Annotated in this window: 26 protein-coding genes; 20 read left to right on the top strand and 6 right to left on the bottom strand. The window is 68.3% G+C overall.

Annotated features, from left to right (window positions below; genetic code table 11):
- Nucleotides 1-18 precede the first annotated feature (18 nt).
- The 11 genes from CQ040_RS03340 (at nt 19) to rpsN (ending at nt 8,543) form a co-directional block, all read left to right on the top strand.
- Complete coding sequence (locus tag CQ040_RS03340; RefSeq protein ID WP_105526019.1) at nt 19-1,050, top strand: metal ABC transporter solute-binding protein, Zn/Mn family; 1,032 nt, start codon at nt 19-21, stop codon at nt 1,048-1,050.
- Nucleotides 1,047-1,880: a metal ABC transporter ATP-binding protein gene (locus tag CQ040_RS03335; protein WP_105526018.1), complete on the top strand. Its 834-nt coding sequence runs from the start codon at nt 1,047-1,049 to the stop codon at nt 1,878-1,880. The genes CQ040_RS03340 and CQ040_RS03335 overlap by 4 nt, the downstream gene beginning before the upstream one ends.
- 14 nt (nt 1,881-1,894) lie before the next feature.
- Complete coding sequence (locus tag CQ040_RS03330) at nt 1,895-2,755, top strand: metal ABC transporter permease (protein WP_105526170.1); 861 nt, start codon at nt 1,895-1,897, stop codon at nt 2,753-2,755.
- Nucleotides 2,756-2,801: 46 nt separating this feature from the next.
- Nucleotides 2,802-3,218 carry a Fur family transcriptional regulator gene (locus tag CQ040_RS03325; protein WP_028500999.1) on the top strand — a complete coding sequence of 139 codons (417 nt, stop codon included), beginning with the start codon at nt 2,802-2,804 and terminating at the stop codon, nt 3,216-3,218.
- Entirely contained in the window at nt 3,215-4,255 is a 1,041-nt protein-coding gene (locus CQ040_RS03320; RefSeq protein ID WP_105526017.1) for a permease, read from the top strand. The genes CQ040_RS03325 and CQ040_RS03320 overlap by 4 nt, the downstream gene beginning before the upstream one ends.
- A 4-nt stretch (nt 4,256-4,259) precedes the next feature.
- A complete protein-coding gene (locus CQ040_RS03315; protein ID WP_105526016.1) occupies nt 4,260-5,069 on the top strand; it encodes a TIGR03943 family putative permease subunit in 810 nt (269 codons plus the stop codon).
- A complete protein-coding gene (locus CQ040_RS03310; RefSeq protein WP_258131340.1) occupies nt 5,059-6,912 on the top strand; it encodes an Ig-like domain-containing protein in 1,854 nt (617 codons plus the stop codon). The genes CQ040_RS03315 and CQ040_RS03310 overlap by 11 nt, the downstream gene beginning before the upstream one ends.
- A gap of 1 nt (nt 6,913) precedes the next feature.
- Nucleotides 6,914-7,687, top strand: a complete 774-nt coding sequence (locus CQ040_RS03305; protein WP_105526015.1) for a DNA-3-methyladenine glycosylase — start codon at nt 6,914-6,916, stop codon at nt 7,685-7,687.
- Between the two features lie 140 nt (nt 7,688-7,827).
- Nucleotides 7,828-8,064 carry a 50S ribosomal protein L28 gene (rpmB, locus tag CQ040_RS03300; protein WP_017203559.1) on the top strand — a complete coding sequence of 79 codons (237 nt, stop codon included), beginning with the start codon at nt 7,828-7,830 and terminating at the stop codon, nt 8,062-8,064.
- On the top strand, nt 8,064-8,234 hold the full coding sequence (gene rpmG, locus CQ040_RS03295) for a 50S ribosomal protein L33 (RefSeq protein WP_028500995.1): 171 nt from the start codon (nt 8,064-8,066) through the stop codon (nt 8,232-8,234). Before rpmB ends, rpmG begins: the two co-directional genes overlap by 1 nt.
- A gap of 3 nt (nt 8,235-8,237) precedes the next feature.
- Nucleotides 8,238-8,543, top strand: coding sequence for a 30S ribosomal protein S14 (gene rpsN, locus CQ040_RS03290; RefSeq protein ID WP_017829734.1), 306 nt, complete (start codon nt 8,238-8,240; stop codon nt 8,541-8,543).
- A 64-nt stretch (nt 8,544-8,607) separates the two neighbouring features.
- Here the strand turns inward: rpsN and CQ040_RS03285 are convergent, their stop codons facing one another.
- Complete coding sequence (locus CQ040_RS03285; RefSeq protein ID WP_105526014.1) at nt 8,608-9,936, bottom strand: cytosine permease; 1,329 nt, start codon at nt 9,934-9,936, stop codon at nt 8,608-8,610.
- A 129-nt stretch (nt 9,937-10,065) separates the two neighbouring features.
- Nucleotides 10,066-11,508, bottom strand: a complete 1,443-nt coding sequence (locus CQ040_RS03280) for a PucR family transcriptional regulator (RefSeq protein ID WP_105526013.1) — start codon at nt 11,506-11,508, stop codon at nt 10,066-10,068.
- 100 nt (nt 11,509-11,608) lie between these two features.
- Here CQ040_RS03280 and pxpA point away from each other — a divergent pair, with 100 nt between their 5' ends.
- From pxpA to CQ040_RS03255, 5 genes are read left to right on the top strand one after another with little or no spacing between them, the layout of a single operon-like run.
- The gene (gene pxpA, locus CQ040_RS03275) at nt 11,609-12,340 is read left to right on the top strand and encodes a 5-oxoprolinase subunit PxpA (RefSeq protein ID WP_105526012.1); all 732 of its coding nucleotides are present in this window, start codon (nt 11,609-11,611) and stop codon (nt 12,338-12,340) included.
- A 21-nt stretch (nt 12,341-12,361) separates the two neighbouring features.
- Nucleotides 12,362-12,601 carry an acetyl-CoA carboxylase gene (locus CQ040_RS03270; RefSeq protein ID WP_105526011.1) on the top strand — a complete coding sequence of 80 codons (240 nt, stop codon included), beginning with the start codon at nt 12,362-12,364 and terminating at the stop codon, nt 12,599-12,601.
- The gene (locus tag CQ040_RS03265) at nt 12,601-13,944 is read left to right on the top strand and encodes an acetyl/propionyl/methylcrotonyl-CoA carboxylase subunit alpha (protein WP_105526010.1); all 1,344 of its coding nucleotides are present in this window, start codon (nt 12,601-12,603) and stop codon (nt 13,942-13,944) included. Before CQ040_RS03270 ends, CQ040_RS03265 begins: the two co-directional genes overlap by 1 nt.
- Nucleotides 13,941-14,843 carry an allophanate hydrolase subunit 1 gene (locus CQ040_RS03260; protein ID WP_105526009.1) on the top strand — a complete coding sequence of 301 codons (903 nt, stop codon included), beginning with the start codon at nt 13,941-13,943 and terminating at the stop codon, nt 14,841-14,843. The genes CQ040_RS03265 and CQ040_RS03260 overlap by 4 nt, the downstream gene beginning before the upstream one ends.
- Nucleotides 14,836-15,810, top strand: a complete 975-nt coding sequence (locus tag CQ040_RS03255; protein WP_105526008.1) for a biotin-dependent carboxyltransferase family protein — start codon at nt 14,836-14,838, stop codon at nt 15,808-15,810. Before CQ040_RS03260 ends, CQ040_RS03255 begins: the two co-directional genes overlap by 8 nt.
- Nucleotides 15,811-15,958: 148 nt before the next feature.
- Here CQ040_RS03255 and CQ040_RS03250 read toward each other — a convergent pair whose 3' ends face one another.
- A complete protein-coding gene (locus CQ040_RS03250; RefSeq protein WP_105526007.1) occupies nt 15,959-16,786 on the bottom strand; it encodes an alpha/beta hydrolase in 828 nt (275 codons plus the stop codon).
- Nucleotides 16,787-16,938: 152 nt separating this feature from the next.
- Here CQ040_RS03250 and CQ040_RS03245 point away from each other — a divergent pair, with 152 nt between their 5' ends.
- The 3 genes from CQ040_RS03245 (at nt 16,939) to CQ040_RS03235 (ending at nt 20,088) form a co-directional block, all read left to right on the top strand.
- Nucleotides 16,939-17,520, top strand: coding sequence for a TetR/AcrR family transcriptional regulator (locus tag CQ040_RS03245; protein ID WP_105526006.1), 582 nt, complete (start codon nt 16,939-16,941; stop codon nt 17,518-17,520).
- A gap of 182 nt (nt 17,521-17,702) precedes the next feature.
- Nucleotides 17,703-17,990 carry an HU family DNA-binding protein gene (locus CQ040_RS03240; RefSeq protein WP_017203554.1) on the top strand — a complete coding sequence of 96 codons (288 nt, stop codon included), beginning with the start codon at nt 17,703-17,705 and terminating at the stop codon, nt 17,988-17,990.
- 88 nt (nt 17,991-18,078) lie between these two features.
- Nucleotides 18,079-20,088, top strand: coding sequence for a cytochrome c oxidase assembly protein (locus CQ040_RS03235; RefSeq protein ID WP_105526005.1), 2,010 nt, complete (start codon nt 18,079-18,081; stop codon nt 20,086-20,088).
- 42 nt (nt 20,089-20,130) lie between these two features.
- Here the strand turns inward: CQ040_RS03235 and CQ040_RS03230 are convergent, their stop codons facing one another.
- Complete coding sequence (locus CQ040_RS03230; RefSeq protein ID WP_105526004.1) at nt 20,131-21,201, bottom strand: hypothetical protein; 1,071 nt, start codon at nt 21,199-21,201, stop codon at nt 20,131-20,133.
- Between the two features lie 113 nt (nt 21,202-21,314).
- Here CQ040_RS03230 and CQ040_RS03225 point away from each other — a divergent pair, with 113 nt between their 5' ends.
- Nucleotides 21,315-22,700, top strand: a complete 1,386-nt coding sequence (locus CQ040_RS03225) for an ATP-dependent RecD-like DNA helicase (protein ID WP_181156838.1) — start codon at nt 21,315-21,317, stop codon at nt 22,698-22,700.
- A 24-nt stretch (nt 22,701-22,724) separates the two neighbouring features.
- On the opposite strand, the gene CQ040_RS03220 is transcribed toward CQ040_RS03225, so the two are convergent.
- A complete protein-coding gene (locus tag CQ040_RS03220; RefSeq protein WP_028500991.1) occupies nt 22,725-23,372 on the bottom strand; it encodes a heme oxygenase (biliverdin-producing) in 648 nt (215 codons plus the stop codon).
- A gap of 67 nt (nt 23,373-23,439) precedes the next feature.
- On the bottom strand, nt 23,440-23,754 hold the full coding sequence (locus tag CQ040_RS03215) for a DUF2470 domain-containing protein (RefSeq protein WP_105526002.1): 315 nt from the start codon (nt 23,752-23,754) through the stop codon (nt 23,440-23,442).
- Nucleotides 23,755-23,778 lie beyond the last annotated feature (24 nt).

Here is a 23,778-nt window from a genome sequence, read left to right as displayed (position 1 = left end):
AGCGTTTAGAGTGAGGACATGAAGAAGCCCGTCGTCGCCCTCGCCCTCGCATCCGTCGCCGCCCTCGCGCTGGCCGGATGCTCCACCCCCTCGGCGGGGGAGGGCGACGACGGCACCATCACGGTCGTCGCGAGCACCAACGTCTACGGCGACATCGCCGCGACGATCGGCGGCGACCGCGTCGACGTGCAGTCGATCATCACCTCCGCCTCGCAGGACCCGCACTCCTACGAGGCCAGCGCCCGCGACCGGCTGACGGTGCAGAAGGCCGACCTCGTGATCGAGAACGGCGGCGGCTACGACGCCTTCATCGACACGCTGCTGCAGGACGCGAAGGCCCCGCACGTCGTCACCGCCGTCGAGTACTCCCACGACTTCCCCGGCAACGAGGGTCACGACGAGGCCGAGCACGATCACGCGGACGAGTCGGCGACCGATGCCCCCGAAGAGAGCGATGCCCCGGAGGACGAGGCGCACGACCACGCCGAGGACGAGGCGGAACACGAAGGCCACGACCACATCGAGGGCTTCAACGAGCACGTCTGGTTCGATCCGCACACGATGATCCACGTCGTCGAGGCCATCGCCGACGAGCTGACCGAGCTCGACCCCGACGGTGCGAAGGAGTTCGCGGCCAACGCGGCCACCCTCACCGCCGACCTCGAGGGTTTCGAGACGGAGCTTGCGACCCTCAAGACGGATGCGCCGGACGTGAACGTCTTCATCACCGAGCCGCTGCCCGGCTACCTCGCCGCAGCCGCCGGATTCACCGATGTCACCCCCGAAGGATTCGCCGAGTCGGTCGAGGAGGGCACAGACGTCGCCCCGGCGGTGCTGCTCCAGGCGCTCGACGTGATCGGCAGCGGTCAGGTCACCGCTCTGCTGACCAACGCGCAGACCGGCGGCTCCGAGACGCAGCGCGTCGAGACCGCGGCGAAGGACGCCGGCATCCCCGTCGTCGCCTTCACGGAGCTGCTCGAGGACGGATCGTCGTACTCTGAGTGGATGAGTGACGCGATCCAGAGCCTCGCCGCCGCCGTCAAGTCGTGAGCGGCGCCGCACAGCGCGAGAATCCGGTCCTCGAGATCTCCGACGCGTCGCTGCACCGCGGCGATCGCGAACTCTGGTCGGGCCTTGACCTCACGGTCGAGCCGGGGGAGTTCATCGCGGTGCTCGGCCCCTCCGGGTCGGGCAAGACCACCCTGCTGCGCAGCATCCTCGGCCTGCAGCCGCTGTCTTCGGGCACGATCCGCGTCGCGGGTGAGCCCGTGCACCGCGGCAACTCCCGCATCGGATACATCCCGCAGCAGCGCTCGCTCGCCCCTGACACCAGCATGCGGGCTCGTGACATGGTCGCCCTCGGGGTGCAGGGGAGCCGCTTCGGTTTCCCCATCCCGCACCGCGGCGACCGGGCCAAGGTAGACCGGCTGCTCGAATCGGTCGGCGCCTCGCACTTCGCCGATCGGCGGGTCGGGCTGCTCTCGGGCGGTGAGCAGCAGCGGCTGCGGGTCGGACAAGCCCTCGCCGACGAGCCCGCTCTGCTGCTGTGCGACGAGCCGCTGTCGAACCTCGACCTCGCCAACCAGGTCGGAGTCACCGACATCATCGACCGCCAGCGCCGTGAGCGCGAGGCGGCGGTGCTGTTCGTCACCCACGACATCAACCCGATTCTCGGCAGAGTCGATCGCATCCTCTACATCGCCGGCGGACGGTTCCTGCTCGGCACCCCCGACGAGGTGCTGCAGACGCGCGTGCTCACCGACCTCTACGGCACCCCGGTGTTCGTGCTCCGCGCCGGCGACCGCCTCGTCGTCGTCGGTGTGCCGGATGCCGAGCCCCACCACGACCACGGCGATCACGAGCACGGAGGAGCGGCATGAACGTCGCGCTGGGCATGGTGCCTCTGGTCGACTGGAGTGACGTCTTCTCCTTCCAGGACTACGGCGAGCTCGTGGCCCTGCTGTCGAACTCGATCATCGCGGGCGCGGTTCTCGGTATCGTCGGCGGGCTGATCGGCGTCTTCGTGATGCAGCGCGACCTGGCTTTCGCGGTGCACGGAGTGAGCGAGCTGTCGTTCGCCGGAGCCGCGGCGGCCCTGCTCTTCGGTGGCAGCGTCGTGGCCGGATCCCTCGGCGGAGCGCTCGTGGCCGCGATCCTGATCGGCATCCTCGGAGCCAAGGCCAGGGACCGCAACTCGATCGTCGGCGTGCTCATGCCGTTCGGCCTCGGCCTCGGCATCCTGTTCCTCTCGCTCTACGACGGCCGCAGTGCCAACCGGTTCAGCCTGCTCACCGGGCAGATCGTCTCGGTCTCGAGCCCGGACCTCGGCTGGCTGATCGGCATCAGCATGGTCGTGCTGATCGGGCTGCTCGTGATGTGGAATCCGTTGCGGTTCGACTCGCTCGACCCGGAATCGGCCGCCGCGCGCGGGGTGCCGACCCGTGCCGTCAGCCTGCTGTTCATGGTGCTGCTGGGGCTGATCGTCGCGGTGAGCGTGCACATCATCGGAGCGCTGCTGGTGATGGCGCTGCTGGTCACACCCGCGGCCGCCGCGATGCGCGTCACCGCCGGACCCATTGCCGTGCCACTGCTGGCCGCGCTGTTCGGCTTCGTCTCGGCGGTCGGCGGCATCCTGCTCGCCCTCGCCGGCACGCTGCCGGTGAGCCCGTACATCACGACCCTGTCGTTCACGATCTACGTGGTGTGCTGGATCGTGCAGCGCTCGCGGGCCCGGGTTCGCCGTGTGCCGGCCTGAGATCCACTCCCAGCCCTCCCCAACCCCCGCGGCCTAGACTCTTCGTATGGCTCAGCGGAACACCTGGCAGCGCGAACGCGTGCGCGAAGCACTCGCCGACGCGCGCGGATTCGTGAGCGCGCAGAACCTGCACGCCTCGCTGCGCGACGACAACACCGGCATCGGCCTCGCCACGGTGTACCGCGCGCTCGCCGGGCTCGCGGCCTCCGGCGACGCCGACTCGCTGCAGAGTCCCGAGGGTGAGGCGCTGTACCGCGCCTGCACCACCCAGGGCCACCACCATCACCTCATCTGCCGGTCCTGTGGTCTGACCGTCGAGATCGAGGCGAAAGACGTCGAGCAGTGGGCGCACCGCACTGCGGCCCTTCACGGCTTCACCGAGGCCGCCCACGTGGTCGACATCTTCGGTCTGTGCACCCCGTGTGCGAACAAGCGCGACGCCGAGAGGGCCGCGTCCGCGTGAGCTCCTCGGCAGCAACGGCGACCCGTCACGGCCACTCCCATCGCCCGGCACCCTCGCCGCGATCGGCGTGGATCGGTGCGGGCCTCGGCGTGGCCATCATCGCCGCACTGTTCCTGGTCGACGCCTTCCTGCCGAAGCTGTTCCCCGCCTCGCTGCCCACCCGCGCACAGGACGGGCTCACACTCGCGCTGAGCGTTCTCATCGAGGCCCTGCCGTTCGTGATCCTCGGCGTGCTGCTGTCGATCGTGGTGCAGGTGTGGCTCCCCGCCGACGTCATCCATCGCTGGCTGCCCAAGCGCGCCTGGGCTCGGCGTGCGGTCTTGTCGCTGCTGGGCATGCTGATCCCGGTGTGCGAGTGCGGCAACGTGCCCTTCGCCCGTGGGCTCATGATGCGCGGGCTCGCACCGGCCGAGGCCATGACGTTCCTCATCGCCGCACCGATCGTGAACCCGATCGTGATCCTCACCACGCACGCGGCCTTCGGCTGGGACGGCGGCATCCTGGTCGCCCGCCTCGTCGGCGGCTACCTGATCGCGAACCTGATCGGCTGGATCTACAGCCGCCACCCCGACCCGGACGGCATGCTCACGCAGCGCTTCGTCGACACCTGCGACCGCGTCACCCACGAACCGGGCACGCCCGTGCGACGCAGCCTCACGCAGTTCCTCGTCGAGCTGCGCGCCGTGATGCCCGCGCTCGTGATCGGCTCCGCACTCGCCGGGGCGGTGCAGGTGCTGATCCCGCGGGAGTGGCTGCTGGCGATCGGGTCGAACCCGGTGCTGTCGATCGTGGCGATGATGGCTCTCGCGATGACCGTGGCGATCTGCTCGAACGTCGATGCGTTCTTCGCGCTGTCGTTCGCCTCGACGTTCTCCTCCGGGGCCATCGTCGCGTTCCTGCTGGTCGGGCCGCTCGTCGACATCAAGATGCTCGCGCTGATGCGCACGACGTTCACCACCCGCACACTCGTCGGCATCGTCGGCATCGTCCTCGCCTCGGCCTTCGCGATCGGGATCGGGGTGAACGTCCTTGTCTGAGAAGATGGCGCTGTCTGAGCAGACAGCCACGCGCGCACGCGCACTCGGCACCCGCTGGCTGGGGGTCGGGCTCGCTGCGGTGATCTCGGTGGTGACCCTCGGCCTCGGTCTCACCGGGCGCCTCAACCTCTACATCAGCCCGGAGTCGGTCTGGTTCGCGTGCACCGCCGCGGTCGTGACCCTGGCCGGAGCCATCTGGTCGTGCACCCTGCCGCTCGGCGAAGAGGGTGACCACGGGCATGATCACGGACCGGTGGCGGATGCTGCCGACGACACCGACTCAGACCATGGCGCGGCTGCCCCCCGCCGTTCTTTCGCCGGCGTCGCGGCCGTCACTGGTGGCGTGATCGCCTCGGGCATCGTCGTCGCTGCTCTCGTGCTGCCTCCTGCTTCGCTGTCGGTCGAACTCGCGATGTCGCGTGCGGGGGAGCAGAGCGCTTTGTTCGCTGGTGCCGACTCGGTCACCCTCGGAGTGGCCGACACCTCTACTTTCGGCGTCGGAGACTGGGCGAGCGTGTTCGCCGGGTCGACGAACACCGCCGCCTACGACGGAGCCGCCGTGAAGCTCACGGGATTCGTGACCCCGGGTGGTTCGGGCGACGACGACGTGAACCTCACCCGACTGGTCATCACCCACTGTGTGATCGATGCGCAGACCGCGGTTCTGCCGGTCACCGTGGATCCTGGCGAGTACCCCACCGGCCAGTGGGTGGAGGTCACCGGAACCGTGCGAGCGGATGCCGATGGCAAGCTCCACATCGAACCGACTGACGTCGTCGCGATCGACGAGCCGGGAGACCCGTATGAGTACTGACGACGAGCGCCCCGAGGTGCCGGCGGTCCCGCAGACCCGCGCGGAGATGCGTGCAGCGCGGGAAGCAGCCGAGGCGGCAGAGGCCGAGCGGATCGCCCGCGCTGCGGCGCCCGCCGATCAGGCCGCACCGCCCGCAGAACAGCCGGACGCAGACGCGCCGGCCGCTGACGAAGCCGCAGTTCGGGAAGCCGCAGTTCGTGAAGCCGCTGCTCGGGAAGCTGCTGTTCGTGAGGCCGGCGATCGCGAGGTCGCCGAGCAGGAGGCCGCTGCCAGGAAGATGGCCGCCTTCGAGGTCGCGGCACGCGAAGACGTCGAGGCCACCACGCTTCCGCCGGTCCCCGTCGCCCCTGAGCCCGTATTCGTCGGCGCTGCTCCTGTCGCCGAGGCCGAGGCTGAGGCCGCCCCGACCGACGAGGCGTATGCGCCGCCAGCGCCTCGTCTCCGGTCCGAAGAGCAGTCCACCGGAAAGCCGGTGAGGTCCCGCCGTTTCGTGCTCACGCTCGTCGCGGTCCTCGGTGTCCTCGTCGTCGTCGGAACCGGACTGGGCATCGCCAGCCTCCTGCAGGGTCCGCGGATCAGCAATGTGCAGGTGGACGCCAAGCAGGCGATCGAGTCGTCCGGAAGTCGGGCCATCCTGACCGCGAATCAGGCGCTCGCCGACATCGACCCGTCACAGGTCACCGTCGAGCCCGCCGTGCCGTTCACGGTCGACGCCTCCGGTCGAGGGATCGGCGTGCGCTTCACGGTGCCACTCGACGACTCGACCACGTACACGATCCGAGTCGCCGACGTCGTGGGCGCCGGTGGAGGCCCGACGACCACGTTGACGACGAGCTTCGAGACACCGGCATCCAACATCTTCCTGCTGCGGCGTGATGTCGACGGCAAGGACAAGATCTTCCTCACAGACCTCAGCGGCGAGAAGGCTGTTCCGGTCTTCGAGCATGCCAAGATCAACGACTTCCGCGCGACCTCCACACAGCTCGTCGTCTCGGTGGAGGAGGATGACGGCTCTCGACTGCTCGTGATGGACCGCGACGGCAAGAAGCAGCGTGAACTGAAGTTGCCCGGCGACGGCTATGTGGGCGCGATCCAGGTCTCCGAACGCGGCGGCCTCGTCGGCTACAGCTACTCCGACAAGGAGCTGAGCGATACCGAGGGACGCGCGAGCGTGCTCGTCACCCAGTCACTGAGCGGCGACGACGACCCGCAGATCATCGATGTCGCCGGCGCCGAAGCGAGCGTCTTCGTCTGGCAGTTCGTGCCCGACAGCGCCGCCGTGCTGTTCATCGACTTCGACGGCGCGCTGTCGCTCGTCGACCGCTCGAGCGATGCGGGCGTGCAGTCGCTCGGTCTCGCGGCGATGATCCAGGGGATCTCCCGCGGTACCTACACGGCGATCATCGAACGCCTCGACGGGACCGTGGTCGAGCTCAACCTCGCCGACGGGTCGGAGGAGCCGCTCGCTGCATCCGATCCCGACTACGGCAGTGCCACATCGATCACGCCGTTCCCCGGCGGCACACTCCGCCACGTCGTCGCCCGCGACGAATCGGGGCTCCCGATCGGACAGGCGGTCGTCCGCGTCGACGACGACGGCAAAGCCACTCCGCTGGTGGAGGTCAGTTCTGCGGATTCGATTCTGCAGGCGTGCGCATCGCCGAGCGGCCAGTACGCAGCGGTCGTCGTCGCGCCCGACCTGGCGAACAACCCGTACGACGGGATGCTGCTGCCGCTGCCGGAGAAGGTCGAGACGCACCTGATCGACATGGTCTCGGGCGAGGAGATCGTCGCCCTCACCGGCTTCGACGCCTCCTGGTGCCAGACGGCCCCGCGATTCTGAGATGCCCCGCGGTTCCGACGTGCCGCCGCAGGATGCTTTGCGGCGTGCTCTTCGCAGCGATCTGAGCGCATCGGCGGTCGAGGTCGCGCCGCGTCTTCTCGGGGGTGAGCTGCGCACGTTCGTCAGCACTTCGACCGATGCCGCTCCGGTCGAAGTGCGGCTGCGCGTCACCGAGGTCGAGGCCTATCACGGGCAGGGCACGGGCGAGTTCGCTGACCCCGGATCGCACGCGCGGATGGGGCGCACGGCCCGCAACGCCACGATGTGGGGTGAGCCAGGGCATCTGTACGTCTACCTGAGTCACGGCATCCATTCCTGCGTCAATGTCGTGTGCGGGCCGGAGGGGCAGGGCGACGGCGTGCTGCTGCGAGCGGGCGAGGTCGTGTGGGGGACGGATGCCGCGGCTCGGCGCCGTGGGGCGGTTCCGCCCCTCGGTCGTATCGCGCTTCGTGATCTCGCGCGCGGGCCCGGTCGTCTCGGTCAGGCGGTGGGGCTGCGGCATCCGGTGCACGACGGCATCGATGCGGTCGCGAGCGAGGAGCGGCACGGAGCGCGGGCCGAGCTCTGGTTGGGCGAGGAGCGGAACGACGTGGCGAGTGGCCCGCGCGTCGGCGTCGCCGGTGTCGCGGGGACGGATGCGTTCCCCTGGCGTTTCTGGATCGAGACGGATCCGACGGTGTCGCCGTTCCGATGGGGGAGGGGTGCGGCCGAGGCTGCGCACGGCCTCACGCCCGAGTCGCGGGGATCGACCGGCGCGTCACCCGTGCTAAACTGACTCTTTGTCTGCGCACACTCCTGTGCGCAGTTCGCGTGCTTCCCCTTCTGCTGCCGAGAGATCGGCGAGGCGGGGTCGCGTGCAGACAAGGGATCTTGGGTGAGGCCGTCCGGCCTCACGGTATAGAAGGAGTCACCATCATGGCAGCAGTGTGCCAGGTGACCGGAGCTGTTCCCGGCTTCGGTCACAACGTCTCGCACTCGCACCGCCGGACGAAGCGCCGCTTCGACCCGAACGTGCAGAAGAAGACCTATTTCGTTCCGTCGCTCGGTCGTAAGATCACGCTCAACGTGTCCGCCAAGGGCATCAAGGTGATCGACGTCCGCGGCATCGAGAACGTCGTCAAAGACCTCCAGGCGAAGGGTGTGAAGCTCTAATGGCCAAGAAGGCTCAGGACGTACGTCCGATCATCAAGCTGCGTTCGACGGCGGGTACGGGTTACACGTACGTGACGAAGAAGAACCGCCGCAACACCCCCGACCGCCTCGTGCTCAGCAAGTACGACCCGGTAATCCGCAAGCACGTCGAATTCCGAGAGGAGCGTTGATCAATGGCTAAGAAGAGCAAGATCGCTCGCAACGAGCAGCGCAAGGTCATCGTGGAGCGTTACGCCGAGCGTCGCGCCGAGCTGAAGAAGACCCTGGTCGACCCGAACGCCACCGACGAGGCCCGCGAGGCCGCACGCGTCGGCCTGCAGAAGCTGCCGCGCAACGCGTCGCCGGCTCGCGTGCGTTCGCGCGACGTCATCGACGGCCGCCCCCGCGGTGTCCTCACGAAGTTCGGCATCTCGCGTGTCCGCTTCCGTGACATGGCACACCGTGGCGAGCTGCCGGGTGTCACCAAGTCCAGCTGGTAAGTCTCAGCAGACAGCCGAAAGGGGCGAGGATCTTCGGATCCTCGCCCCTTTCGCGTACCCGGGATCAGGCGAGGTGCTGCTCGTCGATCACAGGTGCCTCCGCGGTGGGGATCGTGCGCGGCGGCTGCAGGCGGAAGGCCGCCCAAGCTCCGCCAGCCGCGAGCGCAAACGTGATCACTGGTGCGAGGGCGCCGAACACGGTCGCTCCGGCGAATTCCGTGAGCAGGATGCCGACGGCCGCGGCGACGATCCAGGCAAGCGCACCGAGGGTGACCGCGGGGAGCTGCTGCCGACGGACCTCCGGCACCACGTCCTTGCCGCGCAGCATCCAGATGAAGACGAGGACGATCGCCACCCACGCCACGACGAAGACGCCCTGCCAGGCCAGAGCCTTGAGCAGCCAGGTGAGCACGTTCGTCAGCATGAGCAGATACGTGATGGCCCCGGCCACGATGACCCAGACCCAACGGGGGAGGGCGAGGCGGAACACCCGCGTCGCGAAGGCGTCGAGGTTGCTGGAGGCGAGGAAGTAGTTCGCCGTGTTGATGCGCGTCTGCGACACGAAGATCACCAACAGCCCGAAGAATCCCATGGTGCCGAGGAAGGCATCCACGACGCCGGTCTCACTTCCCTCGTGCCCGGTGGCCGCGATGATGTAGATGCCGACGAGGCCGTTCACCGCGAACGTGAAGAGGTAGAAGACCCAGCCGAACGTGAACTGTCCATGGAACTTCTCGTCCTTCTCCCGGCCCATCCTGGCGAAGTCGAACGTGTACATCATCATGATCCAGACGCCCATGTAGATCAGGTATGAGGTCACCCAGCCGGGGAGGGGGCCGGCAGCGGCGACGTCGAAGACGCTCGTCGGGGCACCGTTCTGGACGGTGGCGAAGACGACGACGAGGATGAGCCCGAGCGCGTAGATCGGTAGCAGGATGCCGTTCAGGCGATCTAGCCAACGCTGTACGGGACCGGATGCAAGCGGGATCGCGTAGGCGACGACGGCCGCGTACCAGAGGTTCAGCTCGCCGCCGAATGTCTTCTGGAACGCGATCGCGATGATCGACCCCTCGAAGACGCAGTAGTAGATCGCCGTCGCGGCGAAGATGAGCGTGGCCAGCGCCGATCCCACCAGCCCGAACATCGAGCGGGACGTCAGCTCCACGGTCAGTCCGGTGCGGGCGGCGTGCCTGGACAGGATCAGATTGACCACGCCGTAGGTGGCGACGGTCAGCACCATGCCGATGATGGTGTCGACGAGCCCTACGGCGCCCGCCGAGGCGACCGCGACGTAGATCCAGAACATGGCGGAGAACAGGGCCCACCACGCCATGGACAGAGACCATCGCGGGGCGCGTTCGGATGCGGGCATGACGTAGTCGGCGTAAGCCACGGCTACTCCTTCGGATCGGGTATCGCGCAGAGGCGGCGGAATGCCGGTGAGGAGTGAATCTAGTGAGGAGGCCGACGCTGCGGAATCGGCCTTTTGCCCTGAATCGGTTCCCGCTTAAGGCGGATTGCACTACGCCGATACGATGTGCAGAGCGAGGAGAAGCGTCGCCCTCGTCTCTCCGTCCTGGAGATCGACGCCGAGCAGCGTCTCGATCCGGCGGACGCGATACGCCAGCGTATTCCGGTGGATGAACAACTCGTCGCCGATCGCGCGCGCCGCGCCGCTGTTCCGCAGATAGGCCTCGAGGGTCTCGGTGAGGACGCCGGTCGGGTCGGCGTCGTCCAGCGGGGCGATGATCCGGCCCGCGAGCGAGGCGAGCCCGGGCGAGGGGAGAGACTGAGCGATCGAAGCCAGGTCGAGCGCGGGGAGCGTGCGAATGCCGGCGGCGTGCGACTGACGCATCGCCATGCGCAGCACGAGAGGGAGCTCGTCCCAGGAACGGTCGCCGGAGTGGACGACGCCGACGTCGGCGAGGTCGATCGCTGCGGCGAGACTGTGCGCTGCGCCGTCGCCGGTGTCCGGCTGCTGGAGCAGGAACACCGTCCGCTCCGGGTGCTCGAAGAACCGGACGACGCCGAAATGCGACTCCAGGTGTACCTGCGCTCGCCAGGCCACGAGCCGGGCATTGGCGGTCGAGGCGCTCGGGTCCGATGACAGGGTGAGAAGCTGGCAGGAGGCGTCGGCATCGAACCCTGCCGATTCCGCGAGGGCGCGGAGGGCATCCGTCGATGCCGCGTCGTCGAGCATCGTCTCCACGAGCCGCGCGGCGGCCGGAGAGTGGAGCGGCGAAGAAGCGGCGAGCGTGTACGAGAGCTGCATCGCGAGCACGGCGGCGACGGGCCCGAGCAGCGGCTGGAGGAACTGGCCCTCGGCGCCACCGCGGATGCGCAGCGCGAAACGTGCTCCGCTGCCGCCGGGGAGGGCGAGCGCGGTTGTCGTGGCACTCGACTTCGTGACCGGCGTGCCGGCGGACGCCAGCGGGAAGTCGGCAGGGTCCATCAGGGAGACGTGGGCGTCGATCGCGTCGGCGATGCGCTGCAGCACGGCGACGATCGGGACCCCGTGGGTCGCGAGGCGGGTACACTCGTCCGCCAGCTCCCACCCGGCGCGGACGATCTCGTAGCGCTGCGCGGCCAGCTCCTGCCAGATGTGACGGGAGAACTGGAGCAGCGGCAGGTCGGCCGGCAACTCGAGCAGGGGGATGCCCTGCTGGTCGCACGCTTTGACGAGTCCGTCCGGGAGTGTGCCGTGGATGCGCCCGAGGCTGAAGGCGAGACCGCTGATGGGCACGGTGGCGAGACGCTCGACATAGGCCTCCCACGTGCGGTGGTCTTCGAAGTGAAGCGCCATGCCCGTCGTCACCATGAGCTCACCGCGTTGGAGGAACGGCGTCGGGTCCATCAGCTCGGACTGCGCGCATCCGCTGATGGGCAGGTCGAGATGCGGGTGGTCGGGAATCGAGCGCAGCTCGACGCCGAGAACGTCATCATCCAGAAGATCGCGCACGCGCATCCGAGGCCTCCTTGCCTTTGTGCAGACTCCACTTGGGCGCCTCGGAGATTGAGCATACTGCCCAACGATCTCGGAACAGGTGGGCGACTAACGTGGCCGCATGGCAGCGAAGGCATCGGTACTCATCAACTCCGACATGGGCGAGGCCTTCGGGCTGCACACTTTCGGGAACGACCAGGAGCTGATGCGGGTCATCGATCTCGCCAACGTCGCCTGCGGCTTCCACGCTGGCGATCCCGGCGTGATGCACGACACCGTCGCCCTCGCGAAGGAGAACGGGGTCAGCATCGGCGCTCACCCCGGGGTCCCCGATCTTGTCGGCTTCGGGCGCCGCCGGATGGCCCTTCGCCCCGACGAGGTCGAGTCCCTCATCTTGTACCAGGCAGGCGCGCTCCTCGGCTTCCTCAAGGCCGCCGACGTGCCGCTGAACCACATCAAGCCGCACGGCGCCCTCTGGGGCATGCTCGCCGGCGACGACGACCTGATGCGTGCCGCCGCCCGCGCGGTTAAGGTCTTCGACGTGCCGTTCCTCGGACTCGCCGGTACCGCGCACGAGCGGGTGTGCGCCGAGGAGGGCGTGCCGTTCGTCGGCGAGCTCTACGTCGACATGGACTACAACCCGGACGGGACGCTCGCCCTGGTGCGTGCCGCGCATCGCACCGATCCAGCGGCCGCTGCCGACCGTGTCGCGACCGCTCTGCGCGGCGAGCCCATTACCGCGAACGATGGATCCCGCATCGACGTGCGGTTCCAGAGCGTCTGCGTGCACTCGGACGCTTCGAACTCTCCCGACGTGGCACGCGCCGTGCGTGCCGTCGTCGACGCCGCCTGACCCCCAACCGAAAGGACAACCATGGCCGACATCGTCTCGCCTCTGCCCGGCATCTTCTACCGCAGGCCGGGCCCCGGCAAGCCCGTCTTCGTGGAGGAGGGCGTCGCGGTGGAGGCCGGCCAGGCGGTCGGCATGGTCGAGATCATGAAGCAGTTCACCGAGATCAGCGCCTCCGTCGCGGGCACCGTCGGCTCCTTCCGTGTGGAGGACGGTGGCATGGTGAGCCCCGGCGATGTGATCGTCACGGTCGACGAGGGATGATGCGCCGCCTGCTCATCGCGAACCGTGGGGAGATCGCGGTCCGCATCGCACGGTCCGCTCGCGAGCTCGGGATCGAGACCGTCGCGATCGTCTCGGAGGCCGACCGCGACGCCTTCATCACGCGGGTGGCCGATCGCACCGTGGTGATCGGCCCGGCGGCGGCCAAGGATTCATACCTCAACCAGGAGGCCGTGCTCGCCGCGGCCGAACACGCCGGTGCAGACGCCGTCCACCCCGGCTACGGCTTCCTCAGCGAGAACGCCGCGTTCGCCCGTGCGGTGATCGCTGCCGGGCTCATCTGGGTCGGCCCCGACCCCGAGACGATCGAGTTGATGGGCGACAAGTCGAACGCGATCCGTGCGGCGCGGGTGGCCGGAGTCCCGGTGCTGCCTGGCACCGGAGGGCCGCTCTCCGCGGACGACGACGTCGTCACGATCGCTCGCGGCATCGGCTACCCGCTGCTGGTGAAGGCGAGTGCGGGTGGTGGCGGACGCGGTATCCGCCACATCGCCGGCGAGGACGAACTGATCCCCACCATCGAACTCGCCAGCAGCGAGGCCGCCAGCGTCTTCGGCGATCCGAGCGTGTATCTGGAGCGGTTCGTGCCGCAGGCTCGTCACGTCGAGGTGCAGCTGCTGGCGGACGGAGTGCACTGCATCCACCTGGGCGACCGCGACTGCTCGCTGCAGCGGCGCTCGCAGAAGATCGTCGAGGAGGCGCCGGCGCCGGAGATTCCCGACCACGTCCGGGAGCGGATGCGCACCGCCGCCGTCCGTCTGGCGTCTGCCAGCGGGTATCGCGGCGCGGGCACGGTCGAGTTCTTGTACGACCCCGCGCGCGAGGAGGCCGCGTTCATCGAGATGAACACCCGGCTCCAGGTCGAGCACACCATCACCGAGGAGATCACCGGTGTCGACCTCGTCCGCGAGCAGTTGAGGATCGCGAGTGGCGAGCCCCTGGGGCTCCGGCAGGAGGACATCCGATTCGTCGGCCATGCGATCGAGTGCCGTATCAACGCGGAGGACCCGTCGCAGAACTTCTTCCCCAGCCCGGGGAGCATCTCCGTGATGGAATGGCCGGCCGGCATCCGCGTCGACTCGGGGTTCGAGGCGGGCGACGTCGTCGTCCCCTTCTACGACTCGATGATCGCGAAGGTCGTGGTGCACGCCGCCACGCGCAGCGAGGCGATCGAGAGGATGCGGGCCGCCCTCGCGGCGACACGCATCGAGGGCATCGAGACGACGATCCCGCTGCACCTGCGCCTGCTCGAGGACGCCGACTTCGTGAAGACGGCGCACCACACCAAGACCATCGAGAACGGGAAGATCCTGGAGGAGTTGTGAACCAGAGCATCAATGCGCCGACGTCGTCGCGGTACACCTGGGGAGGGGACGAGTTCCTCTTCGTCGAGGTGGGCGAGGCGATGAGCCTGGCGGCGAACTTCACCGTCATGGCCATCGCCCAGGAGCTGGCGAGCCGCGCCACGGAGGGCATCATCGACATCTGCCCGGCGAACGCGTCTCTGCTCGTCCGCTTCGACCCGGACCGGCTCGCGCACACCACGCTCGAGGCGCTCGTCCGCGAGGTCGAGCGAGGGCTCGACCGTCGGGAGGGCGCCGCCATCCCGACACGGATCATCGACGTGCCGGTCTGGTACGACGACCCGTTCACCGCCGAGGTCGGAGCACGATTCCGTGAGGGGTATCACCAGGACCCCTCAGGGACCGACCTCGACTACGCGGCGGCGGTCAACGGCCTCGAGGACAGGGCGGAGTTCATCCGTCGGCATCAGGCGCAGCCGTGGATCGTGAGCATGGTCGGATTCGTCGCCGGTCTCCCGTTCCTGTACCAGCTCGTCGAGCGCGAGCAGCAGCTCGTGGTGCCGAAGTACCTGAGCCCGCGCACCGACACTCCCAGTCGCACGATCGGCCACGGTGGATGCTTCGGCGCGATCTACTCCGTCAGAGGCGCGGGCGGATACCAGATGTTCGGCCTGGTCGCACCGCCGATCTACGATCCCGAGCAGCGACTTGCCGACTTCGCCGAGTCCTCTGTGCTGTTCCGCCCTGGCGACATCGTCCGCTACCGGTCGATCGACCGCGAGGAGTACGACGGCATCCAGGCCGAGGTCGAAGCGGGGACCTGGCGGTGGCATCAGGCATCCGTCTCGTTCTCGGTCGATGAATGGCAGCGGGATCCCGAAGAGGCGAATCGGACCCTGATGGAGGCTCTCGATGCTTGAAGTGGTGCAGCCAGGACTCCAGACGACCGTGCAGGACGAGGGGCGGCAGGGCTACTACAGTCTCGGCTTCCCTCAGGGCGGCTCGATGGATCAGGAATCGGCGCGGTTCGCGAACGCCCTGGTCGGCAACCCGGCATCCGCCGCCGTGCTCGAATGCACGTACATCGGACCGGTGCTGCGGGCGACGGAGCCCGTCGTCGTGGCTGTCGCCGGTGCCCCGGTGCCGGTGCTCGTCAACGGGGAGCCGCGCGATGAGTGGTCGCGGCTCGCCCTCGAGGCGGGGGACACCCTCTCGTTCGGGGTGATCGGCGCCGGAACGAAGTTCTGGATCGCGGTCCGCGGCGGCATCGACGTCCCTGTCGTGCTGGGCAGTCGCTCGACCTACGTGATCGGGGCGATCGGCGGGGTCGGCGGACGAGCGGCAGCAGCCGGCGACGAGCTGCCCGTCGGTGTGGCATTGCAGCCGCTGCCGCCGGTGGCTTCGCTCGCGCCGCAGTATCGGCCGGTGTTCGAGCGTACGCTCGCGGTGCGGGTCGTCCTGGGGCTCTACGACCATCTGTTGACGGAGGAGGGCGTGCGCCGTCTCGTCGAAGAAGAGTGGACGTTGACCCCGATGGCCGACCGGATGGGACTGCGGTTCGACGGACCGGGGGTGGAATGGCGCGAGCGGGATCAACCGTTCGGCGCCGGACAGGACCCGTCGAACATCGTCGATGCCGGATATGCCGTGGGGTCGATCCAGATCCCCGGGGGGACGCAGCCGATCGTCCTGCACCGTGACGCGGTATCCGGCGGCGGGTATGCGATGGTGGCAACCGTGATCTCGGCAGACATGGATCTCCTGGCACGTGCCGCGCCGGGAGTGAAGGTGAGGTTCCTTCCGGTGTCCATGGACGAAGCTCTCATCGCGCGCGGTGAGCGTAGGCGGAGGATCCTCGCTGCCGTCGAGTCGCTGGGTGGACTCTGAGAGCAGCGAAAGGGGCGAGGACCTTCGGATCCTCGCCCCTTTCGCGTACCCGGCCATCGCGATCCCGCGCCGGCTCAGGCGACCGCGCGGCATCAGGCGAGTCGGCCACGAGGGTGCCTGTTCTCGCGTGTTCGCCTGAACTCGCGCGTCACGCGACGGGGGTGGTGGTGTGCGCGACGGCCCAGCCGAGGGCGTCATCGGCGATCTCTTCCCAGCCGTCCTGGCTGACCAGACGGTGCGTGCGCCCGGAGTACTCCTTGTAGTCCACGACGGCGGGGCTTCCGGTGGAGCGGTACTTCTGGGCGATCGCGCGACCGATGGCCGGCGGCACGACGTGGTCGATCTCGCCCGTGATCACATAGAGGGGAGCCCTGTCGGTGCGGGCGTAGTCGACGTGCGTGACGCCGCCCTTCTCGTTGAAAGCGGATGCCACGCCTTCGAAGAACACCCGGTTGTAGGAGTTCACCGCGTACTCCTCCCAGAGCTGGTCGGACTCGGCGCGGCTCAGATCGTTGCCGAACGTGAAGTGGAAGTGGCGCTTCGACAGGGGCTTCGCGCCGTTGCGCCCGAACGGGTTCGACAGGATAGGGGTGCCGGTCCACAGCGTCGACAGCGGGAGGGTCGTGATGCCCGCGGTCTGTCCCGGTGCCACGCCCACGTAGGCGGCTCCGACGCCGCGGTCTGCGAGCATCTGGGTGATGACGCCGCCGAAGGAGTGGCCCATGATGATCGGCTTGACGGGGAGGGCGCGGATGATGCGCTCGTAGTGGTCGACGATCTGCTTCAGGCCGATGCCCTTGAGCGCAGACGGGTCGCGGCGGATGTCTTCGACAGAGCGGTCGTCGATGCCGGGCCACCCCGGGACGATCACCTCGTGACCCTCGGCGCGGAAGCGCTCGGCCCAGGTGTTCCAGCTCGCCGGCGTCATCCACAGGCCGTGGATGAGGACGATCGGGGTCTTGTCGGTGCTGTTCATGATCTTCTGCTCTCTGGTTCGGCTCCCACTGCTCGGGAGTGCGTTACGCTGATAGTAGACCGAACGTTCTATCTACCGCAACGTATTCCCGAAAGTCGTGAAGTCGTCGAACGGAAGCCGCGGTTCGGATGCCACGATGAGGAAGGACAATCATGAACACCACGACGAAGCGCCCCAGCCCCGCCCGCACCCGGTTGATCGACGCCGCCACCCGCCTCTTCTACGAGGAGGGCATCCACACGGTCGGCGTCGACCGTGTGATCGAGGAGGCAGGCGTCACCCGCGCCACGCTCTACAAGCAGTTCGGCGGCAAGGAGAACCTCGTGCTCGCCTACCTCGCGCAGGAGGACGAGATGCTGCGCGCGATGTTCGCGGAGGCGGGCGAAGCCGTGACCGATCCTGATGCCCTGCTCGGCGCGGTGGTTCAGGGCATCGCCGCCGACATCCGCGAGCGGCACACGCGCGGCTGCCCGTTCATCAACGCGGCCGCCGAGTATCCGGATGCCGAAGGTTCCGTGCGCCGTCTCATCGACGAGCACCGGGAGTGGTTCCGCTCCACGCTGCAGAAGGTCGCCGAGACGGCGGGGCTGGAGCGCCCGGAAGAGGTCGCCGCCTCTCTCGTGCTGCTGCGGGATGCGGCTCTCGTCGGGGGCTATCTCGACGGGGAAGAACGCGTTGCGCCGGCATTCGAGCGCACTTCCGGCGCCGTGATCGAGGCGCACCGACCCCGCTGAGCGCCCTCGTTTCTGTGACTGGAGTGACAAAAGTGACGCGACACGCCCAGTAATTGCCCAAAACCCGCGAAATGACGCGGAAATGAGGGTGGTGGTTGGTACATTCGAGGCGGTCGCTAGACCAGGAGCATCCGCTCCGATACCCACAACGATGCGACGGGATCTCGTCGCTGGAGGATGACATGGCTGACAAGTCCATCACCAAGACCGAGCTCGTCGCGAGCATCGCAAGCGCCACGGGCCAGAGCCAGGCCACCGTCTCCGGTGTCCTCGACTCGCTGTTCGCCACGGTCTCCGACGCTGTTGCCAAGGGCAGCAAGGTCTCCATCCCGGGCTGGATCTCCTTCGAGCAGGTCGACACCGCTGCTCGCACGGGCCGCAACCCGCAGACCGGCGCCGAGATCAAGATCCCGGCCGGCAAGCGCGTCAAGGTGACCGCTGGTTCCAAGCTCAAGGCTGCCGTCAAGTAATCAGAGCGCACCTCTTCGAAGGCCGCTCCCGTTTCGACGGGGGCGGCCTTCGTGCTTTCTCCCCGCCTGACGCGCCTAGGCTGGAGGGGTGAGTTCCCGCAGCGAGTCGACGAGTCGGCTTTCGACGTATCGAGTCGCCGGAGTCATCATCCTGCTCGCTGCGGCCCTGGTGGCGCTGGTGCTGGCGCTCCTCGTCGGCGGAGGTGCCAAGCCGCCGCTCCTGCAGGACCCGGGGCCGTTCGTGCTCTGGGGCACGCCGGTCGCCAAGCTCGTCATGAACATCTCGGGCGCGGTCATGCTCGGCTCCCTCGTCCTCGCACTGTTCGGCCTCCGCGCCGGCGAGCGGTCGTTCGACGCAGCCCTGAACATCGCCTCGGTGGGTGCTGCCGTCTTCACGGTCTCTGCCGGCCTCGCCGGGTTCCTCGCGTTCATGGCGGCCTTCAACCCGAAGCTCAGCATCGAGCGTGAGTTCGGCACGCAGCTCGGCCGCTTCCTGTTGGAGCTGCCGCTGGGTCAGTCCTGGCTCATCACCACCATCTTCGGTGCGATCATCACGGTGCTCGCGTTCGCGTGGCGTTCGTGGACTCCCACGCTCATCACGGCGCTGCTCGCGGCGGCATCCTTCCTCCCGCTTGCGACGCAGGGCCACGCCGGCGACCTCGCCGGGCACAACATGGCCGTCAACTCGATCCTGCTGCACACGATCGGTGCTGCTGTCTGGCTCGGCGGTCTGCTGCTTCTCGTGCTCCTTCGCGGGCGGGGCGACGTCGACCCCGCACGGCTCGTCGCACGCTATTCGTCGCTCGCCATCGCCGCATTCGCCGTGGTCGCCTTCTCCGGCATCACGCGCTCGATCGTCGCCGTCGGGAGCTGGGATGCCCTGTGGACCACGCCCTACGGCTGGATCGTGCTCGCCAAGGTCGTGCTGCTGAGCGGTATGGGGCTGCTGGGGGCCTGGTACCGCGCCCGCCTCATCCCCAAACTCTCAGGGCAGCGCGCGGCCGGCTGGTTCTGGCTCCTCGTCCTGTGCGAGGTCGCTCTGATGGGACTCGCCTCCGGTGCCGCCGCAGCGCTCGCGCGCACGCCTCCGCCGACCGGAGAGGTCGCCGCCTTCGCGCAGACCCCCGCGCAGATCCTCACCGGCGCGACGCTGCCTCCGGAGCTGACACTCGAGCGCTGGTTCACCGCCTGGGACTTCGACGTGCTCTGGCTCGTGGCTGCGGGCTTCGGCCTGTTCTTCTACCTCGCCGGTGTACGACGCCTGCGACTGCGCGGCGACCGCTGGCCGATCCATCGCACCGTGTTCTGGGTGCTCGGAATGCTGATGCTGGTCTGGGTGACCAGCGGGCCGCTCAACGCGTACCAGGAGTACCTGTTCAGCATCCACATGATGGGCCACATGATGCTGTCGATGGCGATCCCGCTGCTGATGGTCTCCGGCGCCCCGATCACGCTGGCGCTGCGCGCGATCCACAAGCGCGACGACGGCACCCGAGGTGGCCGCGAGTGGATCATGTGGGCCGTGCACTCGCCGTTCGCCCGCGTGGTCACGCATCCGTTCGTCGCTGCCGCGATCTTCATCCTGTCGCTGTGGGCCTTCTACTTCACCGACCTCGTGCGCTGGTCGATGTTCGAGCACCTCGGCCACGAGTGGATGGTCATCCACTTCCTGATCTCGGGCTATCTGTTCGTGATGAGCCTGATCGGCGCCGACCCGGTGCCCTACCGGCTGCCCTACCCCGGTCGTCTGATCACCCTGATCGCCGTCATGGCGATGCACGCATTCTTCGGCATCGCGATCATGATGCAGGAGGGGCTCATGGTCGCCGACTGGTTCGGGGCGATGGGACGAGACTGGGGTGCCTCTCCGATGGAGGACCAGTACATCGGCGGCGGCATCGCCTGGTCGATCGGCGAGATCCCCACCCTGATCCTCGCGATCACGGTGGCGATCCAGTGGAGCCGCAGCGACACGAAGCTCCAGCGTCAGACGGATCGGCATGCCGACCGGACGGGGGATGCTGAGCTCGAGGAGTACAACGCGAAGCTCGCCGCCCTCGCTGAGCGCGATCAACGCCGCGAGCGCGACGGCCGGTGAGGCGGCCGGTGAGGCGGCCGGTGATGCCGGGGCGCGTCCGCGTCAGTTGACGGGGGGTTCGCCGGGGGAACCGATCCTGATCGAGGCAGAACCGTCCGGCAGGATCGCGATCGTGCCGGCGAGCTGGAACGGCACGTCTTCCGACAGAGGCTGGGTCTTGCCGTCGAACAGGGAGCGGATCTCGACGTCGACGTGTGCGACGGCATCTGTCGTCGGGATCTGCCACTGGCCGCCGTCGGGGGTGACCGTGACCTCGGGCTGCTCCGGGATCGACCACTTCGGCGATGAGGAGAGCCGATTGGTGACTCGCAGCCCGAAGGGGCAGGCGGTCGGCTGGAGCACCTCCTGGGTCGTGCACTCGGTGAGGAACTCCTCGACGCGCTCCTGCACGACGTCGATGAAGTCGCTGGTGGGCTGCGTCTGCACATCGAGCGGCGTGACGGCGAGAGGGGTGTCGGCGAGCACTCCGTGGCCGGATGCTGTCGAGATCGGCGTCTTGACGGTCACGGCGTAGAGCCCCGGCGTGAAGACGAGCAGAGGCAGCGGTTCGAGGGCGACGGCATCTGCGCCGTCGACCGAGACCTGGCGCCGATCGACTTCGAACCCGTTCACCGCGAACCTGTCGGCACCGCGCACGGTGAGATCCACCACGGCCAGAGGGCTGGTGGTGAAGCGCCAGTTGGGGGTCACTCCGGCCCAACCGTCCTGCTCGATCAGGAATGTGCTCGTGCCGGGGTGGCCGCTGGCGTGGTAGCTGACGGTGACGGCGGTGCCTCCGTCTGCGGGCTTCTCGGATTCCACCTTCACGTCGGTCAGCGGCGCGAGGGCTGCGCGACGGAGCATCGCCTCGGATGCGGCCGGGTCGATGCCGGCCTTGTCGAGGGTCTCGCGGTCGATCGCGACGCCCGGCACGCGCAGCGCATCGGCGGCTTGACCGTTCGAGAGCAGGTCGAGGTAGCGGACCACGAACGCGGACGGACCGTAGAACTGCTGGTACAGCGTGGCTCCGCCGGCCCCGAGGGCTGCGACGAGCACCAGGCCGATGACGGCGAGCATCGCCAGATCGACCCCCAGGCGCGCACGCCGGGGCGCGCTCGCACGGGCCCGGTCCATGGCGTCAGTCTAGAAGGGCGTCCTGGGGGGACGCCGAGCGTCGGCGGCCGTGTGCGGATGCCGGGCCGTAGCATGGACGAGCGCCCTGTCCGTCCGCTGCCTCTGTGAGAACCGTGTCCCTTCCCGCCCTGTCCGACGAGCAGCAAGAGCTGTTCCGGCTCATCGAGGACACCGGCGAGCACGTGTTCATCACCGGGCGAGCCGGCACCGGCAAATCGACGCTGTTGCAGCACTTCGCGTGGCACACGAAGAAGCAGATCGCGATCTGCGCACCGACCGGTGTCGCGGCACTCAACGTCGAGGGCCAGACGATCCATTCGCTCTTCCGTCTGCCGATCGGTCTGATCGGCGACGCCGACATCGACCAGAACGACGCGACCCGCCGCATCCTGAACGCGATCGAGACGCTCGTGATCGATGAGATCTCGATGGTCAACGCCGATCTGATGGATGCGATCGACCGTTCGCTGCGCCAGGCCAGAGGCCGCAGGGGGGAACCGTTCGGCGGGGTGCAGGTCATCATGTTCGGCGACCCGTATCAGCTGGCGCCCGTCCCACCCCGGGGCGACGAAGCACGCTACGTGCAGGACCACTACCGGTCGTTCTGGTTCTTCGACGCGAAGGTGTGGGCCGGAGGATCCGGCATCTCGGACCAGGAGGGGCTGTTCCAGGTCGACACCCGCGCCGAGCTGCACGTGCGCGAGCTCGTGCAGATCCACCGGCAGTCCGACGACGGCTTCAAGTCGATGCTCAACGCCGTGCGCTACGGCCGGGTGACCGCCGAGATCGCCGGGGTGCTGAACACCCAGGGTGCGCGCACGCCTCCGGAGCCGGAGCCCGGCGAGGTGCCGATGATCACGCTCGCCACCCGCAACGGCATCGTGAACAGCATCAACAGTCGCCACCTGGTCGCACTGCCGGGTAAGGAGCAGACCGCCCGCGCCGAGGTCAGCGGCGACTTCGGGCGGGGGGAGGCCTCGCTGCCTGCCGAGTCCGAGCTGAAGCTGAAGGTGGGCGCGCAGGTGATGTTCCTGCGCAACGACACGGCCATGTCGGGGGAGCCGCCCCGCTGGGTGAACGGCACCATCGGCACCGTGACACGCATCCTCGGGGGAGCTGTGCGCGTCGACATCGACGGCGAAGAGGTCGACGTCGAGCCTGCCGTGTGGGAACGGTTCCGGTACGCATACGACCAGAACACGAAGAAGCTCTCCCGTGACGTGGTCGCCGAGTTCACCCAGTTCCCGCTGCGGCTGGCCTGGGCGGTCACGATCCACAAGTCGCAGGGAAAGACCTACGAACGCGCGATCATCGACCTCGGTTCGGGTGCCTTCGCGCCGGGTCAGACGTACGTCGCCCTCAGCCGGCTGACCTCACTCGAGGGACTGTACCTGTCGCGCGCGCTGCGACCCCGCGACATCCGGGTGGACGAAGACGTGCGCCGGTTCATGCGCGATGCATGGCTCGCCGCGTCGACTCCCGAACTGCCGAAGAGTTGATTTCTCGGCAGCGACCGCCCGCGCTCAGGCGGCGGCGCGGGCGCGGTCGAGGTCTTCGAACAGCTCGGTGTTGAAGCGGTAGGCGAGGAGCACCTCGTCGATCACACGCTCACGCTCGGCGTCGTCCCACGGCGCGGCGTCGAGCTGCTCGCGGTACACGTCCTTGAAGGCGGACGGGTCGGCGATGTCGTCGAACAGGTAGAACCCGATGCCGTTGGTCTCGAAACCGAAGCGACGGGCCATCACGCGGCCGATGAAGATGCCGCCGGAGAGGTCGCCGAGGTAGCGCGTGTAGTGGTGCGCGACGAATCCGCCGGCCCACGTGGCACCGACCTGACGGATGCGATCGACGTAGCGCTGCGTCGTCGGCAGCGCCACGATCTGCTCGCGCCACTGCGGGCCGAGCAGGAACTCGAGGTCGGCCTCGAGGGCGGGGAGGCGGGTGAGCTTGTCGGTGATGAAGACCGCAGCCACCGGATCTTGGCGCATCCGCTCGCCGGCGCCCTCGAGAGCCTCGTAAATGAAGTAGTGCTGCGCGACGAGGGAGATGTAGTCCTCGCGCGAACCCTCGCCCTTCAGGAGGTCGGACATGAAGCCGGCGGTCTCGCTGCGGGAGTGCGATCCGGACGAACGCTCGCGCAGGGCGGCGGAGAAGGAGAGGATCTCGGGCATGAAGCAAGTGTAAGGGTTGCCTAACCCCGGAGGGAAGTCGGAGTCGTCAGGCGTGCGGCCGCGGCTCTCAGGCGTGCGGCCGCGGCTCGATGCCGAGGCGGGCGCAGGCGGCGTCGTAGAGCGCGACGACCTCGCGGCGCACGGACGGCCGGTCGGCGATCGGTCCACCGGGCCACGGAACGCGCAGCTCGGTGACGGCGCCACCGCGCGTGATCTGCCAGACTCCGCCGTCTCCGTCGAACCCGGTCATCACGGAATCCGTGATCTCGGCATCCGACGGCTCAGCGAACGCCCTGGCGATGAGGATGTTGTCGTCGGTGTGGTCGCCGTTCATATGGCGAAGGACGGCGGTGATCACGTCGGCATCGAAGGTGTGGGGCACTCTCACCACCTTACGCGCGGCTCG

Source organism: Microbacterium sp. MYb54 (assembly GCF_002979515.1).
Classification (GTDB): Bacteria; Actinomycetota; Actinomycetes; order Actinomycetales; family Microbacteriaceae; genus Microbacterium.
This window is presented reverse-complemented; position numbering and strand designations above follow the sequence as displayed.

What these genes read in the sequence shown, in the direction of transcription:
- CQ040_RS03315 (WP_105526016.1), top strand. Translation starts at nt 4,260, where the DNA reads ATGGCGCTGTCTGAGCAGACAGCCACGCGCGCACGCGCACTCGGCACC.
- CQ040_RS03240 (WP_017203554.1), top strand. Translation starts at nt 17,703, where the DNA reads ATGGCTGACAAGTCCATCACCAAGACCGAGCTCGTCGCGAGCATCGCA.
- CQ040_RS03330 (WP_105526170.1), top strand. Translation starts at nt 1,895, where the DNA reads ATGGTGCCTCTGGTCGACTGGAGTGACGTCTTCTCCTTCCAGGACTAC.
- CQ040_RS03245 (WP_105526006.1), top strand. Translation starts at nt 16,939, where the DNA reads ATGAACACCACGACGAAGCGCCCCAGCCCCGCCCGCACCCGGTTGATC.
- CQ040_RS03265 (WP_105526010.1), top strand. Translation starts at nt 12,601, where the DNA reads ATGCGCCGCCTGCTCATCGCGAACCGTGGGGAGATCGCGGTCCGCATC.
- CQ040_RS03230 (WP_105526004.1), bottom strand. Translation starts at nt 21,201, where the DNA reads ATGGACCGGGCCCGTGCGAGCGCGCCCCGGCGTGCGCGCCTGGGGGTC.
- pxpA (WP_105526012.1), top strand. Translation starts at nt 11,609, where the DNA reads ATGGCAGCGAAGGCATCGGTACTCATCAACTCCGACATGGGCGAGGCC.
- rpmB (WP_017203559.1), top strand. Translation starts at nt 7,828, where the DNA reads ATGGCAGCAGTGTGCCAGGTGACCGGAGCTGTTCCCGGCTTCGGTCAC.
- CQ040_RS03280 (WP_105526013.1), bottom strand. Translation starts at nt 11,508, where the DNA reads ATGCGCGTGCGCGATCTTCTGGATGATGACGTTCTCGGCGTCGAGCTG.
- CQ040_RS03340 (WP_105526019.1), top strand. Translation starts at nt 19, where the DNA reads ATGAAGAAGCCCGTCGTCGCCCTCGCCCTCGCATCCGTCGCCGCCCTC.
- CQ040_RS03310 (WP_258131340.1), top strand. Translation starts at nt 5,059, where the DNA reads ATGAGTACTGACGACGAGCGCCCCGAGGTGCCGGCGGTCCCGCAGACC.
- CQ040_RS03305 (WP_105526015.1), top strand. Translation starts at nt 6,914, where the DNA reads ATGCCCCGCGGTTCCGACGTGCCGCCGCAGGATGCTTTGCGGCGTGCT.
- rpmG (WP_028500995.1), top strand. Translation starts at nt 8,064, where the DNA reads ATGGCCAAGAAGGCTCAGGACGTACGTCCGATCATCAAGCTGCGTTCG.
- rpsN (WP_017829734.1), top strand. Translation starts at nt 8,238, where the DNA reads ATGGCTAAGAAGAGCAAGATCGCTCGCAACGAGCAGCGCAAGGTCATC.
- CQ040_RS03255 (WP_105526008.1), top strand. Translation starts at nt 14,836, where the DNA reads ATGCTTGAAGTGGTGCAGCCAGGACTCCAGACGACCGTGCAGGACGAG.
- CQ040_RS03220 (WP_028500991.1), bottom strand. Translation starts at nt 23,372, where the DNA reads ATGCCCGAGATCCTCTCCTTCTCCGCCGCCCTGCGCGAGCGTTCGTCC.
- CQ040_RS03325 (WP_028500999.1), top strand. Translation starts at nt 2,802, where the DNA reads ATGGCTCAGCGGAACACCTGGCAGCGCGAACGCGTGCGCGAAGCACTC.
- CQ040_RS03250 (WP_105526007.1), bottom strand. Translation starts at nt 16,786, where the DNA reads ATGAACAGCACCGACAAGACCCCGATCGTCCTCATCCACGGCCTGTGG.
- CQ040_RS03270 (WP_105526011.1), top strand. Translation starts at nt 12,362, where the DNA reads ATGGCCGACATCGTCTCGCCTCTGCCCGGCATCTTCTACCGCAGGCCG.